We start from the raw sequence: 15,165 nt of genomic DNA on the forward strand, positions 1-15,165 counted from the left end.
CTCCCTGGCCGGACATGATGGCTTCGAGTATGGTCTGACCATATTGTGGTCGGACCATACCTCTCGAAAGGAGAGTCGTGCGAGTCGCCCTGTTCATTACGTGCGTGAACGACACGCTCTTCCCCGGCACCGGCAAGGCGGTCGTGTCGCTCCTGCGCAGGCTCGGCTGCGAGGTGGACTTTCCCGCCGCCCAGACCTGCTGCGGGCAGATGCACGTCAACACCGGATATCGGACGGAGGGCGTACGGCTGGCGCGGCACTTCACGGAGGTCTTCGCCGGGTACGACGCCGTGGTGGCGCCGTCGGGGTCGTGCGCGGCCATGGTGCGCGAGCAGTACCCGAAGCTGGCCAGGCCGGGCAGCCGGGGCGCGGCGGCGATCGAGGAGGTCGCGCCCAAGGTGTACGAGCTGTCGGAGTTCCTGATCGACGTCCTGAAGGTTGACGACGTCGGCGCATATTTCCCGCACCGGGTGACATATCACCCGACGTGCCACTCGCTGCGCGGCCTCCGCCTGGGCGACCGTCCCCTGCGGCTGCTGCGGAACGTGCGCGGCCTCGAACTCGTCCCGCTGCCCGGCGCCGAGGAGTGCTGCGGCTTCGGCGGCACGTTCGCCGTGAAGAACCCGGCGATCTCCGCCGCGATGGGCGCCGACAAGACCCGCAACATCCTGGACACCGGCGCCGAGGTGCTGTGCGCGGCCGACAACTCCTGCCTGATGCACATCGGCGGCACGCTGGGCCGGCAGCGGGCGGGCGTCAGGGCCATGCATCTGGCCGAGATCCTCGCGTCCACGGAGGAGGCCCGATGAGCGCGACATTCCTCGGGATGCCAGGAAATTTCCCGAAAAACTCGGAGAAGGCTGTCCAGAACTCGCAGCTGCGCTTCAACCTCCGCAAGGCCACCCACACCATTCGCGGCAAGCGCGCCTCCGTCGTCGGCGAGCTGCCCGACTGGCAGGAGCTGCGCGCCGCCGGCAAGGCCATCAAGGACCACACGCTGCGCAACCTCGACCGCTACCTGCTCCAGCTGGAGGACGCGGTCACCACGGCGGGCGGCGCCGTCCACTGGGCGAGGGACGCCGCCGAGGCCAACCGCATCGTCACCGAGCTGGTCAAGGCCACCGGCGAGCGCGAGGTGGTCAAGGTCAAGTCGATGGCCACCCAGGAGATCGGCCTCAACGAGGCGCTCGCCCAGCACGGCATCACCGCGTACGAGACCGACCTCGCCGAGCTGATCGTGCAGCTCGGCGACGACTTCCCGAGCCACATCCTGGTCCCCGCCATCCACCGCAACCGCTCGGAGATCCGGGAGATCTTCCTCGACAAGATGCCCGGCGTCTCGGCCGACCTCACCGACGACCCGCCCGCGCTGACCGAGGCGGCCCGGCTGCACCTGCGCGAACGCTTCCTCAGGAGCAAGGTCGCGATCTCCGGCGCCAACTTCATGGTGGCCGAGAGCGGCACCCTCGTCGTGCTGGAGTCGGAGGGCAACGGCCGCATGTGCCTGTCGCTGCCCGAGACCCTCATCAGCGTCGTCGGGATCGAGAAGCTGCTGCCGTCCTGGCGGGATCTGGAGGTGTTCCTCCAGCTTCTGCCGCGCAGCTCCACCGGTGAGCGGATGAACCCGTACACGAGCATGTGGACCGGCGCCGTCGAAGGCCAGGACTTCCACCTGGTGCTGCTCGACAACGGCCGCACCGACGTGCTCGCCGACGAGGTGGGCCGCCAGGCGCTGCGCTGCATCCGCTGCTCGGCCTGCCTGAACGTCTGCCCCGTGTACGAGCGGGCCGGCGGCCACGCGTACGGCTCGGTCTATCCAGGGCCGATCGGCGCGATCCTCACCCCGCAGCTCAGAGGCATGAGCTCGGAGCTGGACGCCTCGCTGCCGTACGCCTCCAGCCTGTGCGGCGCCTGCTACGAGGTGTGCCCGGTCGCCATCGACATCCCCGAGGTCCTGGTGGACCTGCGCGCCAAGGCGCCGCACGCGGCGGCCGAGAAGGCCGGCATGAAGGTGGCCGGCTGGGTGCTCGACGACCACGAACGCCTGGCCAAGGCGCAGCGCGCGGCCTCCCGGCTGCGCAAGGTGGTGCCGAGACGGCTGCCGGGGCCGCTGTCGGCGTGGACCGACACCAGGGACGTGCCGGAGATCCCCGAGGAGCCGTTCAGGGACTGGTGGAAGCGGACCGGCGGCGGCGCGAGCGAGGAGGCGGAATGAGCGCGCGTGAGGAGATCCTGGCCAGGATCGGCAGAGCCGTGGCGGGTGCGCCCGATGTCGAGATCCCGCGCGGCTACCGCGTGCGGCGGGAGGTGGACGCGTCCGAGCTGGTACGCCTGTTCGCCGAGCGGGTGGACGACTACCGCGCGATCGTGCACGTGGTGGCGGCGGCCGACGTATCGGCCACCGTCGACGCGTGCCTCGGCGAGCGCAAGATGATCGTCCCCGACGGCTTCGACCGGGAGGGCGGCTGGCCCGACCTGCGGACCGCCGACGGCGTGATCACCGGCTGCGCGGTCGCCGTGGCCGAGACCGGCACCATCGTCCTCGACCACGGGCCCGGCCAGGGCACACGGGCGCAGACGCTGGTGCCCGACTACCACCTGTGCGTGGTGCGGGCCGACCAGATCGTCCCCGGCGTGCCCGAGGCGATCGCCAGGCTCGACCCGTCGCGGCCCCTCACCTGGATCAGCGGCCCTTCGGCGACCAGCGACATCGAGCTGAACCGGGTCGAGGGCGTCCACGGCCCTCGTACCCTCGAAGTGGTCATCAGCACCTGAGGCCCTCGGCCAAGGGCCGCCGCTCCTGGCCGGTGGCGATGGGCCGTCACGGCGTCCTGGCCTGTGGCGAGGCGTCGTGGCGGCGTCCTGGCCTGTGGCGAGGCGTCGTGGCGGCGTTTCGGTCAGTAGCGCAGGACCGCGGCGACGTCCTTGACGTCGTCGGTGAACCACACCTCGGCGTCCGTCATCGCGGCCGCCCTGACCAGCGCGGAGTCGGCGCGCTCGCGCACCGGCTCGGCCACCCCCCAGTGGCGCAGCTCGTGGGGATCGGTGCCCACCTGCGTGCCGCCCTCGCCGACCCAGACGGGCGCGGACAGCTCGCCGGGCATCAGCACGGCGTGCACGCGGCCCTCGCGCAGCGCCTGCGAGACGCGCGCGGGCCCGGTGGGCGCGGCCGACTCCTGGTGGCGTTCGAGCAGCTCGGCGCAGCGGCGGGCGAGCCACTCGTCGAGCGCGCGCTCCACGTCCTGCTCGAACTGCCCGTGGTCGTCGCGGCTCCCGTGCTCGACGATCGTGACGCGGTCGGCCGACTGGGTGCCGAGGTGGCGCAGCAGGTACGAGCGCGACTTCGGCTGCCCGGCCACCAGGACCAGCTCCGCGCCGATCCGGCGTACCTGCTCATCGACCTCGTGCGCGACCGCGACCGCGTTCTTCTCCCAGGTGTCCTCGACGGCCTGCTCGTAGCGGCGCTGCGACCAGCCGCCCTGCGACGTCTTCTGCAAAGGCCAGGACTCGGCCTCCACCGTCGTCCTGCGCGGCGCGCCGCCGCCGTACACGGTCACCTCGGCCCCCGCGTGGTCCACGATGACCCGGATGTGCGGCACGTTCTCGCCGCGCCGCATCAGCATCGGCGTGACGTGCGGCAGCGGCGAGCAGGTGGCCAGCTCGTCGGGCGGCTGCGCCAGCGACTCCGCCAGCACCACCGTGCCGTCCGTCGCGAACAGCGCCCGCCCGGCGGCGGCCTGCAGCGCCTCCTCTTCGAGTGCGTCGATGGTGGCGTCGTCCACCTGGTGGTCGAGCCGGTCGCGGACGCTGCGCCAGTGGGCCTTGCGCTCCGCGACGGTGAGCGCTCCCATGTAGACCGACGCGTACGGTCCGCGCCGGTCGTACAGGGGGCGGATGAAGTCGAGCCGCACGGTTCAGAACCTCCGCTGCTCCACGCCGAGACCGAGGGCCTTGGCGACGTCGGACATGTTCGTGTAGTCGCGATCGGGCAGCGACTCCACCATGTCGATCACGGGATCGGGAGCGCCTTCACGGCGGGCCCTGGCCAGCAGCTCCTCCTTCGAGGCCGGCCAATGGGTGTCGCTCAGCCACTTCGCCAGGTTGCTGCGGACGTCCACGTCACGCTGCGTCATGCCCTCCGAGACGCCGGGCGCGTGACCGGGCGGGTACGACGACGACTCCTCTCCGGCGGACGGCATGGCCTCGGGCTCCTTCCACTCCTCGGCGTGCGTCGTGCCGCCGCCGCGCATCATGCCCTCGGTCTCGTGCTTCTGCTCCTCGTCCAGGCGGGGTCCGTGCTTGTCGCTCCCACGTTCCATGCTTCTCTCACTCCTCTCTGATGCGCCCCTACCCCCGCTTTCGTGGGCAAACATCGCGGCTGTGTACCCTGCCCAGCGTGTTCGACCCCGATGTGCGCATCGCCACGGCCCGGCTGACGCTGCGGGCGTTCGGCCCAGAGGACGCGCCCAGGATCCGCTCGATCGTCAAGTCCGGCGTACGGTTCCTGCCGCCCGGCGCGCCCGCCAAGGCCAGCGGCGTCGAGCAGTGGCTGCGGCAGGGCGTGCACGAGCTGCGCCGCAGCGGCCAGGGCATCCACCTCGCGATGGCCGACGGCGAGGGCCTCATCGTGGGCGCGATCAGCCTGTTCAAGACCTCATGGAGTACGGGGACGACCGAGGTCGGCTACGGCGTGCACCCCCTCTACCGGGGCCGCGGCTTCGCCACCGAGGCGGTGCGCGGGCTGGCGAAGTGGGCGTTCGGAACCGTCGGGCTGCGCCGCATCGACCTGACCGCGAACCTGGACAACCACGCCTCGCTCAGCGTCGCCCGCAAAGCGGGCTTCACCTGGGAGGGCGTCATCCGCGAAGCCGTGCTGGACGACGACGGCACGCACGACCTCGTCGTCTTCGGCCTGCTGCGCACCGACAGCCCGGCCCCCGGCGCCACGCTGCCGAAGGCGGACCTGCTCACCGAACGGCTCCGGCTGCGCCCTCAGGAGCCGCGCGACGCGCCGTACCTGGCGGCCACCGGCGCCGACCCGCTCACCCAGGAGCACACGGGCGTGCCGCACGGCTACACCGAGGAGCAGGCGCGCGCCTACATCGCCCACACCGAGCGCCAGCGCATCCGCGGCATCGGCGTCGCATGGACCGCCGAGGAGACGGACACCGGCAGGTACGCGGTCAACCTCGACCTGCGCGACCTCGACTGGCACAACAGGACCGCCGAGGTCGGCTACATGACCGCGCCCTGGGCCAGGGGCAACGGCTACGCGGCGGAAGCCGTGCTGGCCGTCGCCCGCTGGCTGTTCGAGCGGCACGGCTTCGCCCGGCTCCAGCTGCGCGCCGCCACCGCCAACACCGCCTCTCAGCGGGTCGCCGAGAAGGCCGGCTTCGTCCGCGAGGGCGTCGCGCGCTCGTCGCTGGCGGGGGAGGACCTGGTCGTCTACAGCCTCATCCCGTCTGATCTGGCCTGAGGGCACGGCGGACTGACCCCGTCACCCTTTGTGAAACCCCTCCGCAGCCGTCACCCTTGAGGTGAGGACGGTGAGGCGCATGATCACGGTGGTCGGCTGGGACGGTTCCGGGCTGTCGGCCAGGGCGGTGACCAGGCTGCACGAGGCGGGGCTCGTCGTGGGCCCCGACGCGATCATCGGGCAGCTCAAGCTGAACGCGGCGACCGCGCGGGACACGTCGCTGCTGGAGACCATCGACGACCATCTCGAACACGGTGAGGGCCCCGCGGTCGTGCTCGCCCAGGGCGACCCCGGCTTCTTCGGCGTCGTCCGCGAGCTGCGGGCACACGGGCTTGAACCGGACGTCCTGCCCGCCACGTCGCTCGTCGGCACGGCCTTCGCCCGCGCCGGGCTGCACTGGGACGACGCCCTGGTCGTGGCGCCGTCCGGGCCCGCGCAGCTGGCCAGGGTGGTCAACGCCTGCCGCGCCCACCCCAAGGTCGCGCTGCTCGTCGCGCCCGGCGTCGGCCCCGCCGAGATCGCCAGGGAGCTGGCGCCCACCACACCGCGCGCGCTCATCGTCTGCGAGGACCTCGGCGGCCCCGACGAGCGCGTCACCCACAGCCGCATGGGCGAGGCCACCACCCGGCCGTGGAAGGACCCCGACGTGGTGCTCGTCGTCGATCCGCTGCACCGGCCGGGCGGGCGGGGCTGGGTGGCGGGCGCGCAGCCGGGGCCGGAGGAGTGGGCGCTGGCGTTCGGCGACGACGGGATCCCGCCCGAGGTGCGGGCGTACGTGCTGGCCAAGCTGGGGCCGCGGCTCGGCGACCTGGTCTGGGACGTCGGCGCCGGCGTCGGCCAGATCGCCGTCGAATGCGCCAGGCTCGGCGCGGCCGTCGTGGCCGTCGAACGCGACGAGGCCCGCTGCGCCGCGCTGCGCGCCAACGTACTCGAACATGGGGTGAAAGTGGCGCTGGCCAGGGGACAGGCGCCGCCCGCGCTGGAGCCGCTGCCCGACCCCGACGCCGTCTACGTGGGCGGCGGCGGGCTCGACGTGATCGACGCCTGCGCCGCGCGGCGGCCGCGCGCGCTGGTCTGCGCGCTGCGCAAGGTCGAGCAGGTGCCCGCCGTGCTCGACCGGCTGCGCGAGCAGGGCTACCGCGGCGAGGGCACGCAGATCCTGGCCTCCAGGCTGAGCGTCGACCCCGGCGGCGCACACCGCCTGACCGCCGCCGACCCCGTCTTCGTGGTGCACGCCAGGCCCGCGCACACAGGGTGACCTGTTCCCTACCGGCGCGCATCGGTTATCCTCGCGTGACTTTGTCTACCGCACCGGAGATTCCCTCAATGAAGCCGCCGCTCCTGCTGATCGGGCAGGGCTCACAGGACGACGCCTACGCCGCCGAGTTCGGCAGGTTCGTACACCGCCTGCGCTGCCGCCTCGACCAGACGGGCGCCGACGTCTCGGGCGGCTACCTCGAGCGGGCCACGCCCCGGCTGAGCGACTCGGTCGCCTCCCTCGTCGCGCGGGGGCACCACCGGCTGGTCGCGCTGCCGCTGAGCCTCAGCAGGGTGGGCGAGGAGTTCCCGGCCGCGATGGCGCTGGAGCAGCAGCGCCACCCCACGCTCATGTACGACTACGGCCGCCCGCTCGGTCCCGACCCGCGCGTGCTCGCGCTGCTGGCCGAACGGCTCAACGAGGCCGCCACCGAGATCTCCCGTCCGCGCTCGCTGGAACTCGCCGGTGCCAGGCCCCGGCTGCGCGCGGTCGACGCCTGGCCGTCCGAAGACCTCCACGCCCACGTCGAGCCGGGCGAGACCGCCGTCGTCCTGGTCGGCGAGGGCTCCACCGACGCCACCGCCAACGCGGAGATCCACCGCGTCTCCCGGCTGTTCTGGGAGACCCACGCCTACGACTTCATGACCGTCGAGACCGCGTTCGTCTCCGTCACGCCGCCCGGCGTGCCCGGCGGGCTCGAACGCTGCCGCAGGCTCGGCGCCAAACGCGTCATCGTGGTGCCGTATCTGCTGTTCGCGGGCGGGCTGCTGGAGCGCGTGTGGGCGCAGGCGCTGGCGTACGGCGCCGGGCACCCCGATCTCGACATCCGCTGCGCCGAGGTGATCGGCGACTGCGAGATCCTCGCCGACGTCGTCATCGACCGCTACGAAGAAGCGCTCCAACTCGTCCCGTAAGTGGAGGTTTTCGTGCTCGCCGAGACGCTCGCCGCGATCCGCCCCGCCGACCCGCGGGCGCTCGCCGACGCCCGCGCCCACCAGGACCGCCTCACCAAGCCCCGCGGCTCGCTCGGCGCGCTGGAAGAGGTCTCGATCCGCCTCGCGGGCGCGGCCGGCGTCAGCCCGCCGCCCATGCCCGAGCCGGCCGCCCTGGCCATCTTCGCCGCCGACCACGGCGTGCACGCGCGCGGCGTCAGCCCGTGGCCGCAGGAGGTGACCGTGCAGATGGTCGCCAACTTCCTCGCCGGCGGCGCGGTCGCCAACGCCTTCGCGGCGCAGGCGGGCGCGTCCGTGACCGTGGTGGACGTCGGCGTCGCCGCCGACCTGCCCGACGCGCCGGGGCTCATCAAGCGCAAGATCGCGTACGGCACCGCCGACCTGTCCGCGGGCCCTGCCATGACCGTCGACCAGGCCGTCAGAGGCCTGGAGGCGGGCATCCAGGTCGCCAGGGACCTCGTGGACTCCGGCGCGCGCTGCCTCATCACCGGCGACATGGGCATCGCCAACACCACCGCCTCCGCCGCCCTCGTCTCCGCCTTCACCGGCAGGGACCCGGCCGAGGTGACCGGGCGGGGCACCGGCATCGACGACGAGACGTACGAGCTGAAGGTCGGCATCGTCCGCCAGGCCATGCGCTCCCACGCCCTGGCCGACGTCGCCTCCTCGCCCAGCGAGGCGCTGCGCGCGCTCGCGGCCGTCGGCGGGTTCGAGCACGCGGCCATCGCGGGGTTCGTCCTCGCCGGGGCCGCCGCCCGCGTGCCGGTGATACTCGACGGCGTCATCTCCGGGGCCGCCGCGCTGGTCGCCGCGGCGCTCGACCCCGCCGTCACCGACCACTGCGTGGCCGGCCACCGCTCCGCCGAGCCCGGCCACGGCGCCGCGCTCGACCACCTCGGGCTGCGCCCGATCATGGACCTGGAGCTGCGGCTCGGCGAGGGCACGGGCGGCCTGCTGGCGCATCCGACGGTGTGCGCGGCGGTGCGGGTGCTGCACGAGGTGGCCACGTTCGACTCGGCCGGGGTGACCGAGAAGCCCGTGTGACATGCCGTACGGCGACCAGGGCTCGCCGCTCTTCAGCGCGCCCGCAGGCGTGCGTCCCAGGGCGGTGGCCTGTGGGATCGGGTTATCCTTGGTGCCTGACAGCGATGGCCGGACGCCGTGGTGACGATGAGGGCGGGCCTCGCGCGGTCGCTTTCCACGCTCGTTGACGTGTGCGCAGCAAATGACACAGGCGAAGCCGGTAGGTTTACCTCTAAACACAACCTTCGCGAACGGGAGATTCCCCCCATGGGTCCCTACCTCCTCGGCCTGCGGCTTTCCGGCCGCCGGGTGCTCGTCGTGGGCGGCGGCCGCGTCGCCCAGCGCCGGGTGCCCGCGCTGCTAGAGGCCGGTGCGGAGGTCACGGTCGTCTCGCCGTCCGTCACGCCGGCGCTCGACGACCTGATCGCCGCGGGAAGGGTCACGTGGCACGCCCGGCCCTACGAGGTCGGCGACTGCGACGGGGCCTGGCTCGTACAGGCGTGCTCCGACGACAGGTCGGTCAACACGGCGGTCGCCGCCGAGGCGGAGGCCAAGCGCGTGTGGTGCGTGCGCGCCGACGACAAAGACGCCTCCGCCGCCTGGACCCCTGCCACCGGGCGGGTCGACGAGATCGGCGTGGCCGTCACCGCCGGCGGCGACCCGCGCAGGGCCGCCGGCATCCGCGACGCCATCGTCGGCGCGCTGCGCGACGGCACCGTCGACGCCCGGCGCAACCGCACCAAACCCGTCGGCGTCGCCCTCGTCGGCGGCGGCCCCGGCGACCCCGGCCTCATCACCGTGCGCGGGCGCCAGCTGCTCGCCCAGGCCGACGTCGTGGTCGCCGACCGCCTCGCGCCGCGCGCGCTGCTCGACGAGCTGGCCCCCGACGTCGAGCTCATCGACGCCGCCAAGGTCCCCTACGGCCGTTCGCTGCCCCAGGAGACCATCAACGAGCTGCTCATCGACCGGGCCAGGCAGGGCAAGTTCGTGGTCAGGCTCAAGGGCGGCGACTCGTTCGTGTTCGGGCGGGGCGGCGAAGAGCTCATCGCCTGCGCCGAGGCCGGCATCCCGGTGCTCATCGTGCCCGGCCTCACCAGCGCCGTCGCCGTGCCGGCCGCGGCCGGCGTGCCCGTCACCCACCGCGGGGTGAGCCAGGAGTTCCACGTGATCTCCGTGCACGTGGCGCCCGACGACCCCGCCTCCACCGTCGACTGGCCCGCCCTGGCGCGTTCCCACGGCACTCTGGTGCTGTTGATGGCCGTCGAACGCCTGCCAAAAGTCGCAGAAGCGCTCATCCGTGACGGACGTTCTCCAGAGACTCCCGTAATGGTGGTGCAGGACGGTACCCTTCCGACCCAGCGGGCGGTCACCGCTTCGCTTTCCACCGTGGCCGACCGCGTGTCCGCGGCTGGGATCCGGCCGCCGGCGATCGTCATCGTCGGTGACGTCGTGAGGGTCGGCCAGGAGGTCGAGATGGTTCGAGCGGAGCGCTTGCCGTGAACACGGCCATGGATGACGGGCGGCCGGAGCCGCCCGGGGAGCAGACGATGAGCTTCCGCCCGGTAACCGACGACGCCCTCCCGGAGACCTCCGGAGAGGGCACGGCGGACCCCGCCCCCGCGGACGACCACCCGCGCCGCGCCAAGAAGACCAAGCCCCGCAACACCCTGCAGGAGGCCCAGAGCGACGATGTGGCCGAGCCCGCCGCTCCCGCCGAGCCCGAGGCGGTCGACACTGGCGAGGCCGACGCCTCATCCGGCACCACAGACGCCGAAACGCCTGACGAGGCCGACGCGCCCGAACCCAGCGAGCCCGAAGCGGCCGCCGGCGGCGACGTCGAGACAGCCGAAGCCGGAGAGACCGGCCCGACCGGAGTCGCCGAGTCCGAGCCGCCCGAGACTGCGGAAACGGCCGCCCCCGGCGACGCTGAAACTGCTGCCCAGGGCCAGGCCGAGGCGAGTGTCGTCAGCGCAGCCTCCGGTGAGCGGGCGGATGCCGTTGCGTCGCATTCTGGTGAGCGGGCGGATGCCGATGCCTCTGCGTCCGAGGAGCAGGGCGGGCGTCGGCCTTCGCTCTTCGAGAAGCCTTCGTCCCCCAGACCTTCCCTGTTCGAGAAGCCGGCCGTGTTGCGGAGCCCTCCTGCCACCGACGGCCCCTCCGGTGAGTTTCCGGCGCCTGGCCGGGCGTCACCCGCAGAAGGCTCGGCGGCCGATGACGGGACCTCGTGGGCGTTCCGTCCGGCGCGCAAGGTCGAGCAGCAGCCCGAGCAGCCTTCGGGGCGCACGTCGATGTTCGAGAAGCCGGCCGTCCTCCGAGAGCCCGCGCCCGGTGAAAGGCCGTCCTTCGCCTCCACCGACGGGCCTTCGTACCCGTCCACGGACGCGCCGTCCTATCCGTCCAGCGATGGGCCGTCCCGTCGGTCCACGGACGAACCGTCTCTCCCGTCGCTCGACTGGCCATCGTTCCCGTCCATCGACGTGCCGGCCACGTCCTCTGAGCCTTCCTCGGGCCGTCCCTCGCTCTTCGAGAAGCCGGCCGTGCTGCGGCAGCCACCCGTGGGCAAGCAGCCGTCCCCGTCGGCCGGCGTTGGTGACGTACAGGCTGTTCAGCAGCCCGATGAGCCGGTGAGTGCGGACGAAGCCGGAAAGCCGGAAACCTCCGAGTCCGCCGCGTCCGAGCCGCAGTCCCAGAGCGAGCAGACCTCCGACGAGCAGCCGAAGGACGGCGAGCAGGCCGCCTCCGGCGAGCCCTCGGACGACGGCGAGACCGCCCACGACGGCGGGACCGCCCACGACGGCGAGCAGGCTGAGGCCGAGGACGCCCAGGCCCAGGACGCCCAGGCCCAGGACGCCCAGGAGGATGGGGGCGAGGCCGGGTGGCCGGAGGTGTCGCCGCCCGGGCCCGGTGAGCGGGTGGAGGAGTTGCCGCCCGAGACGGTCGAGGCGCTCACGACGGCCCTGAACGCCCTCCGCGAGAGCATCGCCGACGTACGCTTCTGCGACGACCTGCCAGGGTCGGCCGAGGCGCGGCAGGCGCAGGCGGCCCTGCTGGCCCAGCTGGAGAACTACGTCGTCCCGAGGATCAGGACGAGCACGGCCCCGGCCCTGATCGTGGTGGCCGGTTCGACGGGCGCGGGCAAGTCCACGCTGGTCAACAGCCTGGCCGAGAAGAACGTCTCACGCACGGGCATACGCCGCCCGACCACCGGCACACCCGTGCTGGTCTGCCACCCGGAGGACCACAAGTGGTTCGCGGAGGGCGAGCTGCTGGGCGGCCTTGAACGGCTCGACAAGCCGAGCCCCGAGGCGGGCCTGGACAGCGTGGTCATCGCCCCGACGGAGAAGCTGCCGCAGGGCGTGGCGCTGCTCGACACCCCCGACATCGACTCGGTGGTCGAGGAGCACCACGAGATCGCCCGCCGCATGCTCGACACCGCCGACCTGTGGATCTTCGTGACGACGGCCGCCCGCTACGCCGACGCGCCGGCCTGGAACGTGCTGCGCCTGGCCAAGGAGCGCGGCGCCCGGCTGGCGATCGTCCTGTCCCGGGTGCCCGACAAGTCCGCCGACGTGGTGCTCAAGCATTTCGTCCGCATGCTGACCGAGTACGGTCTGGGCGACATCGAACGGTTCGTCATCCACGAGTCGAAGGTCTCCGACGGCAGGCTGCCCGACAGCGAGGTCACGGAGCTGCGGCTGTGGCTGGCGGAGCTGTCGGTCGACGAGGCCAGGCGGGCGGCGGCCGTACGCGAGACCCTGAACGGCGTGCTCAACAGCTTCCGCACCCGCGTGCCCGCGCTGGCCAAGCACCTGGAGGCGGGGGCCGCGATCAGGGCGGAGCTGCGCGGCGATGTCGAGGCGGCGTTCCTGAGCGCGTTGAGCGACATCGACAAGGCGTCCAAGAACGGCTCGCTGCTGCACGGCGAGGTGCTGGCCCGCTGGCAGGACTTCGCCGGCTCCGGCGACCTGATGCGCGCGCTGCACCTGCGCAGGCGCGGCAGGGCGGCCAGGCAGGCGCCCGAGCGGGTGCTGGCGTTCAAGGCGGCGATCAGGTCGGGGCTCGAGTCGGTGATCGTCGCCGCGGCCAACCGCGCCTCGAAGGAGGTGGCGGCACGCTGGCGGCACCGCTCGGAGCTGGGGGCCAAGCTCGGGGAGGACCTCGACAAGCCGTCGGACGACCTCGTACGCCACACCGGCCGGGCGATCGCGTCCTGGCAGGACCACCTGGGCGAGCTCGTACGCACGGAGGGTGTGGCCAAGCGCTCGGTGTCGAAGATCGTCTCGTTCGACCCCGAGTCGCTCGCCCTGATCTTCATGGTGGCCATGTTCAGCGGGGGCAACGGCGAGGGTGTGCCGCACCGGCTGGTCAACGCCCTGCTCGGCGCCGAGTCTCTGCGCGGCATCGGCACCAAGGCATTCAGTGATCTCCGGGCCAGGATCGGCATGCTCTTCGACGAGGAAGCCATGCGTTACGTGAAGGCGCTCGACTCCGCCGGCATTCCGGACGACTCCGTCGCAACCCGCCTCTACCAGGCTACGTACAACCTCGAGGTCGCTCGATGACCACCACGACCACCAGGCCGGGGCTGGCCCCGAGACTGTCCGCGCTCGCCACAGTGGTGGAGCTGGGCCAGGGACGGCTCGACCAGAAGCTGCTCGACGAGGCCGGTGCGCTGCTGCTGCGCGCCGGCGACCGGCTCAAGCTGTCGTCCGAGCACACCGTCGTCGCCCTCGCGGGCGGCACGGGCAGCGGCAAGTCGTCGCTGTTCAACGCCATCTCGGGGCTGGAGCTGTCGCCCACCGGCGTACGCCGGCCCACCACCGCCCGCACCCACGCCTGCGTGTGGGGGCTCGACGGTTCGGGGCCGCTGCTCGACTGGCTGCAGATCCAGTGGCGCCACCGCTTCTCCCGGGCGAGCGCGCTCGACAAGGGCGACAGCCAGCTGCACGGGCTGATCCTGCTCGACCTGCCCGACCACGACTCGATCAGGGCGCTCACCGACACCGAGGCCGACCGGCTGATCGGGCTGGCCGACCTGGTGGTGTGGGTGCTCGACCCGCAGAAGTACGCCGACGCGTCCACGCACCGGCGCTACGTCACCGAGCTGGCCGGGCACGACGCGGTCACCGTGTTCGCGCTCAACCAGGCCGACCGGCTGACCACGGAAGAGCTGGCCGAGCTGGTCATCGACCTCAACGACCTGCTGCGTAAGGAAGGCGTCGAGCATCCCAGCGTCGTACCGACCTCCGCCGTCACCGGCCGCGGCGTCGAGAGCCTCAAGAGCGTGATCGCCACCGCGGTCGCCCGGCGCAGGGCCGCCATCCAGAAGCTCGAAGCCGACCTGCGGCGGCTGGAGCAGAAGCTCAGCCAGGCCCTGCCGATGGGCGAGGCCCTGTCGGTGCCGTCCGCGGTCGACGAGGCCCGCCGCATGGGGCTCACCGACGCGCTGTGCGACGCGGTGGGCGTGCCGGCCGTGGGTGAGGCCATGGAGAACATGTACGCCGAACGGTCGAACCGGTACGTCGGGTGGCCGTACCCGCGGTGGGCGGGGAAGTTCCGTGCCGATCCGCTGAAGAGCCTCAAGCTCGACGACGTGGCGGAGGAGATCCGCGGCATCAGCACCACGTCGGTCACCGCGCAGTCGGCCGAGGTGGCGAACGCGGTGCAGGCGCTGGCCGACGGGCTGTCCGGCGGCATGCATCCGGTGTGGCGCACGGCCGTGTACAAGGCGGCTCGTGGCCGGTCCAGGGGGCTGCCGCAGGCGCTCACCGAGGATCTCGCCGAGGTGGCGCCGCAGCTCGATCGCGTACCGGCGTGGTGGTGGGTGCTCAAGGTCTGGCAGTACCTGCTGGTGCTGGCGTTCGTGGCCGGGCTCGCCTGGCTCGCCGTCGGGCTGCTCATGCCCGGTCAGCTGCCGGATGCCCTGGAGCTCCTGGGTGACAGTGCGACGTTGCCGTGGGTGGGGCTGATGACGGCGTCCGTCCTGGGGTTGGGGGCTTTGTCCGGCATCGCCTCCCGGAACTTCGTCGAGCTGGGCGCTTCGCGGGAGCGGGAGCGTCTCGAACGGGAGATGCGCCGGCGGGTCGCGGCCGTGTCGGCGACCATGGTCGTAGAGCCGGTGGAGGAAGAGCTGAAACGGCACCACGCCTTTTACACGGCCATGCGGGACTTGTCCGTCTGAGGGGTGTCGGGGGCTGCCCGCGTTCGTACGAGCGGGCAGCCTTTTCCATGCGACAGCTCTTACATCATCACCACCGCTGCACCACGGCTGCTTTGCGTGTGGAGGCACCACCATCGTTGCTCTGCGTGTGGAGGCACCACCATCGCTGCTCAGCCTCAGAGACCCCGCCACCATTGACCGGCGCCTGCGGTGTCGCCATCGCGAACGGGCCCCCTTATCCACAGGCGGCGCCCGTTTCGGCTTCTCCTCCACAGAACCTCGTTCGGGCGTCCCT

12 protein-coding genes are annotated in these 15,165 nt (G+C 72.4%); 10 read left to right on the plus strand and 2 right to left on the minus strand.

Features of this window, described 5'->3' with window-relative positions; all coding sequences use genetic code 11:
- Positions 1-77: 77 nt before the first annotated feature.
- The 3 genes from ABZW11_RS22320 to ABZW11_RS22330 are packed head-to-tail and all read left to right on the plus strand — an operon-like array spanning position 78 to position 2,775.
- The gene (locus ABZW11_RS22320; RefSeq protein WP_355419996.1) at positions 78-809 is read left to right on the plus strand and encodes a (Fe-S)-binding protein; all 732 of its coding nucleotides are present in this window, start codon (positions 78-80) and stop codon (positions 807-809) included.
- Positions 806-2,215, plus strand: coding sequence for a lactate utilization protein B (locus tag ABZW11_RS22325; RefSeq protein WP_355419999.1), 1,410 nt, complete (start codon positions 806-808; stop codon positions 2,213-2,215). Before ABZW11_RS22320 ends, ABZW11_RS22325 begins: the two co-directional genes overlap by 4 nt.
- Positions 2,212-2,775 (plus strand): LUD domain-containing protein, encoded by a 564-nt coding sequence (locus ABZW11_RS22330; RefSeq protein WP_355420002.1) that lies wholly within the window; start codon positions 2,212-2,214, stop codon positions 2,773-2,775. Before ABZW11_RS22325 ends, ABZW11_RS22330 begins: the two co-directional genes overlap by 4 nt.
- A gap of 122 nt (positions 2,776-2,897) precedes the next feature.
- On the opposite strand, the gene ABZW11_RS22335 is transcribed toward ABZW11_RS22330, so the two are convergent.
- Both ABZW11_RS22335 and ABZW11_RS22340 read right to left on the minus strand, forming a co-directional pair.
- On the minus strand, positions 2,898-3,911 hold the full coding sequence (locus ABZW11_RS22335; protein ID WP_355420005.1) for a Vms1/Ankzf1 family peptidyl-tRNA hydrolase: 1,014 nt from the start codon (positions 3,909-3,911) through the stop codon (positions 2,898-2,900).
- Positions 3,912-3,914: 3 nt separating this feature from the next.
- Positions 3,915-4,319 (minus strand): DUF2795 domain-containing protein, encoded by a 405-nt coding sequence (locus tag ABZW11_RS22340; protein ID WP_355420008.1) that lies wholly within the window; start codon positions 4,317-4,319, stop codon positions 3,915-3,917.
- A gap of 77 nt (positions 4,320-4,396) precedes the next feature.
- Here ABZW11_RS22340 and ABZW11_RS22345 point away from each other — a divergent pair, with 77 nt between their 5' ends.
- The 7 genes from ABZW11_RS22345 (at position 4,397) to ABZW11_RS22375 (ending at position 14,891) form a co-directional block, all read left to right on the plus strand.
- Entirely contained in the window at positions 4,397-5,476 is a 1,080-nt protein-coding gene (locus ABZW11_RS22345; protein WP_355420011.1) for a GNAT family N-acetyltransferase, read from the plus strand.
- A 79-nt stretch (positions 5,477-5,555) separates the two neighbouring features.
- Positions 5,556-6,734, plus strand: coding sequence for a precorrin-6y C5,15-methyltransferase (decarboxylating) subunit CbiE (cbiE, locus tag ABZW11_RS22350; protein WP_355420251.1), 1,179 nt, complete (start codon positions 5,556-5,558; stop codon positions 6,732-6,734).
- 68 nt (positions 6,735-6,802) lie between these two features.
- Positions 6,803-7,648 (plus strand): sirohydrochlorin chelatase, encoded by an 846-nt coding sequence (locus ABZW11_RS22355; protein ID WP_355420014.1) that lies wholly within the window; start codon positions 6,803-6,805, stop codon positions 7,646-7,648.
- A gap of 12 nt (positions 7,649-7,660) precedes the next feature.
- Positions 7,661-8,731 carry a nicotinate-nucleotide--dimethylbenzimidazole phosphoribosyltransferase gene (gene cobT, locus ABZW11_RS22360; protein WP_355420017.1) on the plus strand — a complete coding sequence of 357 codons (1,071 nt, stop codon included), beginning with the start codon at positions 7,661-7,663 and terminating at the stop codon, positions 8,729-8,731.
- Between the two features lie 246 nt (positions 8,732-8,977).
- Positions 8,978-10,210, plus strand: a complete 1,233-nt coding sequence (cobA, locus tag ABZW11_RS22365) for a uroporphyrinogen-III C-methyltransferase (RefSeq protein ID WP_355420020.1) — start codon at positions 8,978-8,980, stop codon at positions 10,208-10,210.
- 47 nt (positions 10,211-10,257) lie between these two features.
- A complete protein-coding gene (locus tag ABZW11_RS22370; protein ID WP_355420022.1) occupies positions 10,258-13,272 on the plus strand; it encodes a dynamin family protein in 3,015 nt (1,004 codons plus the stop codon).
- Positions 13,269-14,891, plus strand: a complete 1,623-nt coding sequence (locus ABZW11_RS22375) for a GTP-binding protein (RefSeq protein ID WP_355420025.1) — start codon at positions 13,269-13,271, stop codon at positions 14,889-14,891. Before ABZW11_RS22370 ends, ABZW11_RS22375 begins: the two co-directional genes overlap by 4 nt.
- The last annotated feature ends 274 nt before the right edge of the window (positions 14,892-15,165 follow it).

This window comes from Nonomuraea sp. NPDC004580, assembly GCF_040609855.1.
Classification (GTDB): Bacteria; Actinomycetota; Actinomycetes; order Streptosporangiales; family Streptosporangiaceae; genus Nonomuraea; species Nonomuraea salmonea.

Coding starts and splice junctions, on each gene's coding strand:
- ABZW11_RS22370 (WP_355420022.1), top strand. CDS start 10,258: ATGAGCTTCCGCCCGGTAACCGACGACGCCCTCCCGGAGACCTCCGGA.
- ABZW11_RS22340 (WP_355420008.1), bottom strand. CDS start 4,319: ATGGAACGTGGGAGCGACAAGCACGGACCCCGCCTGGACGAGGAGCAG.
- cbiE (WP_355420251.1), top strand. CDS start 5,556: ATGATCACGGTGGTCGGCTGGGACGGTTCCGGGCTGTCGGCCAGGGCG.
- ABZW11_RS22375 (WP_355420025.1), top strand. CDS start 13,269: ATGACCACCACGACCACCAGGCCGGGGCTGGCCCCGAGACTGTCCGCG.
- ABZW11_RS22330 (WP_355420002.1), top strand. CDS start 2,212: ATGAGCGCGCGTGAGGAGATCCTGGCCAGGATCGGCAGAGCCGTGGCG.
- cobA (WP_355420020.1), top strand. CDS start 8,978: ATGGGTCCCTACCTCCTCGGCCTGCGGCTTTCCGGCCGCCGGGTGCTC.
- ABZW11_RS22355 (WP_355420014.1), top strand. CDS start 6,803: ATGAAGCCGCCGCTCCTGCTGATCGGGCAGGGCTCACAGGACGACGCC.
- ABZW11_RS22325 (WP_355419999.1), top strand. CDS start 806: ATGAGCGCGACATTCCTCGGGATGCCAGGAAATTTCCCGAAAAACTCG.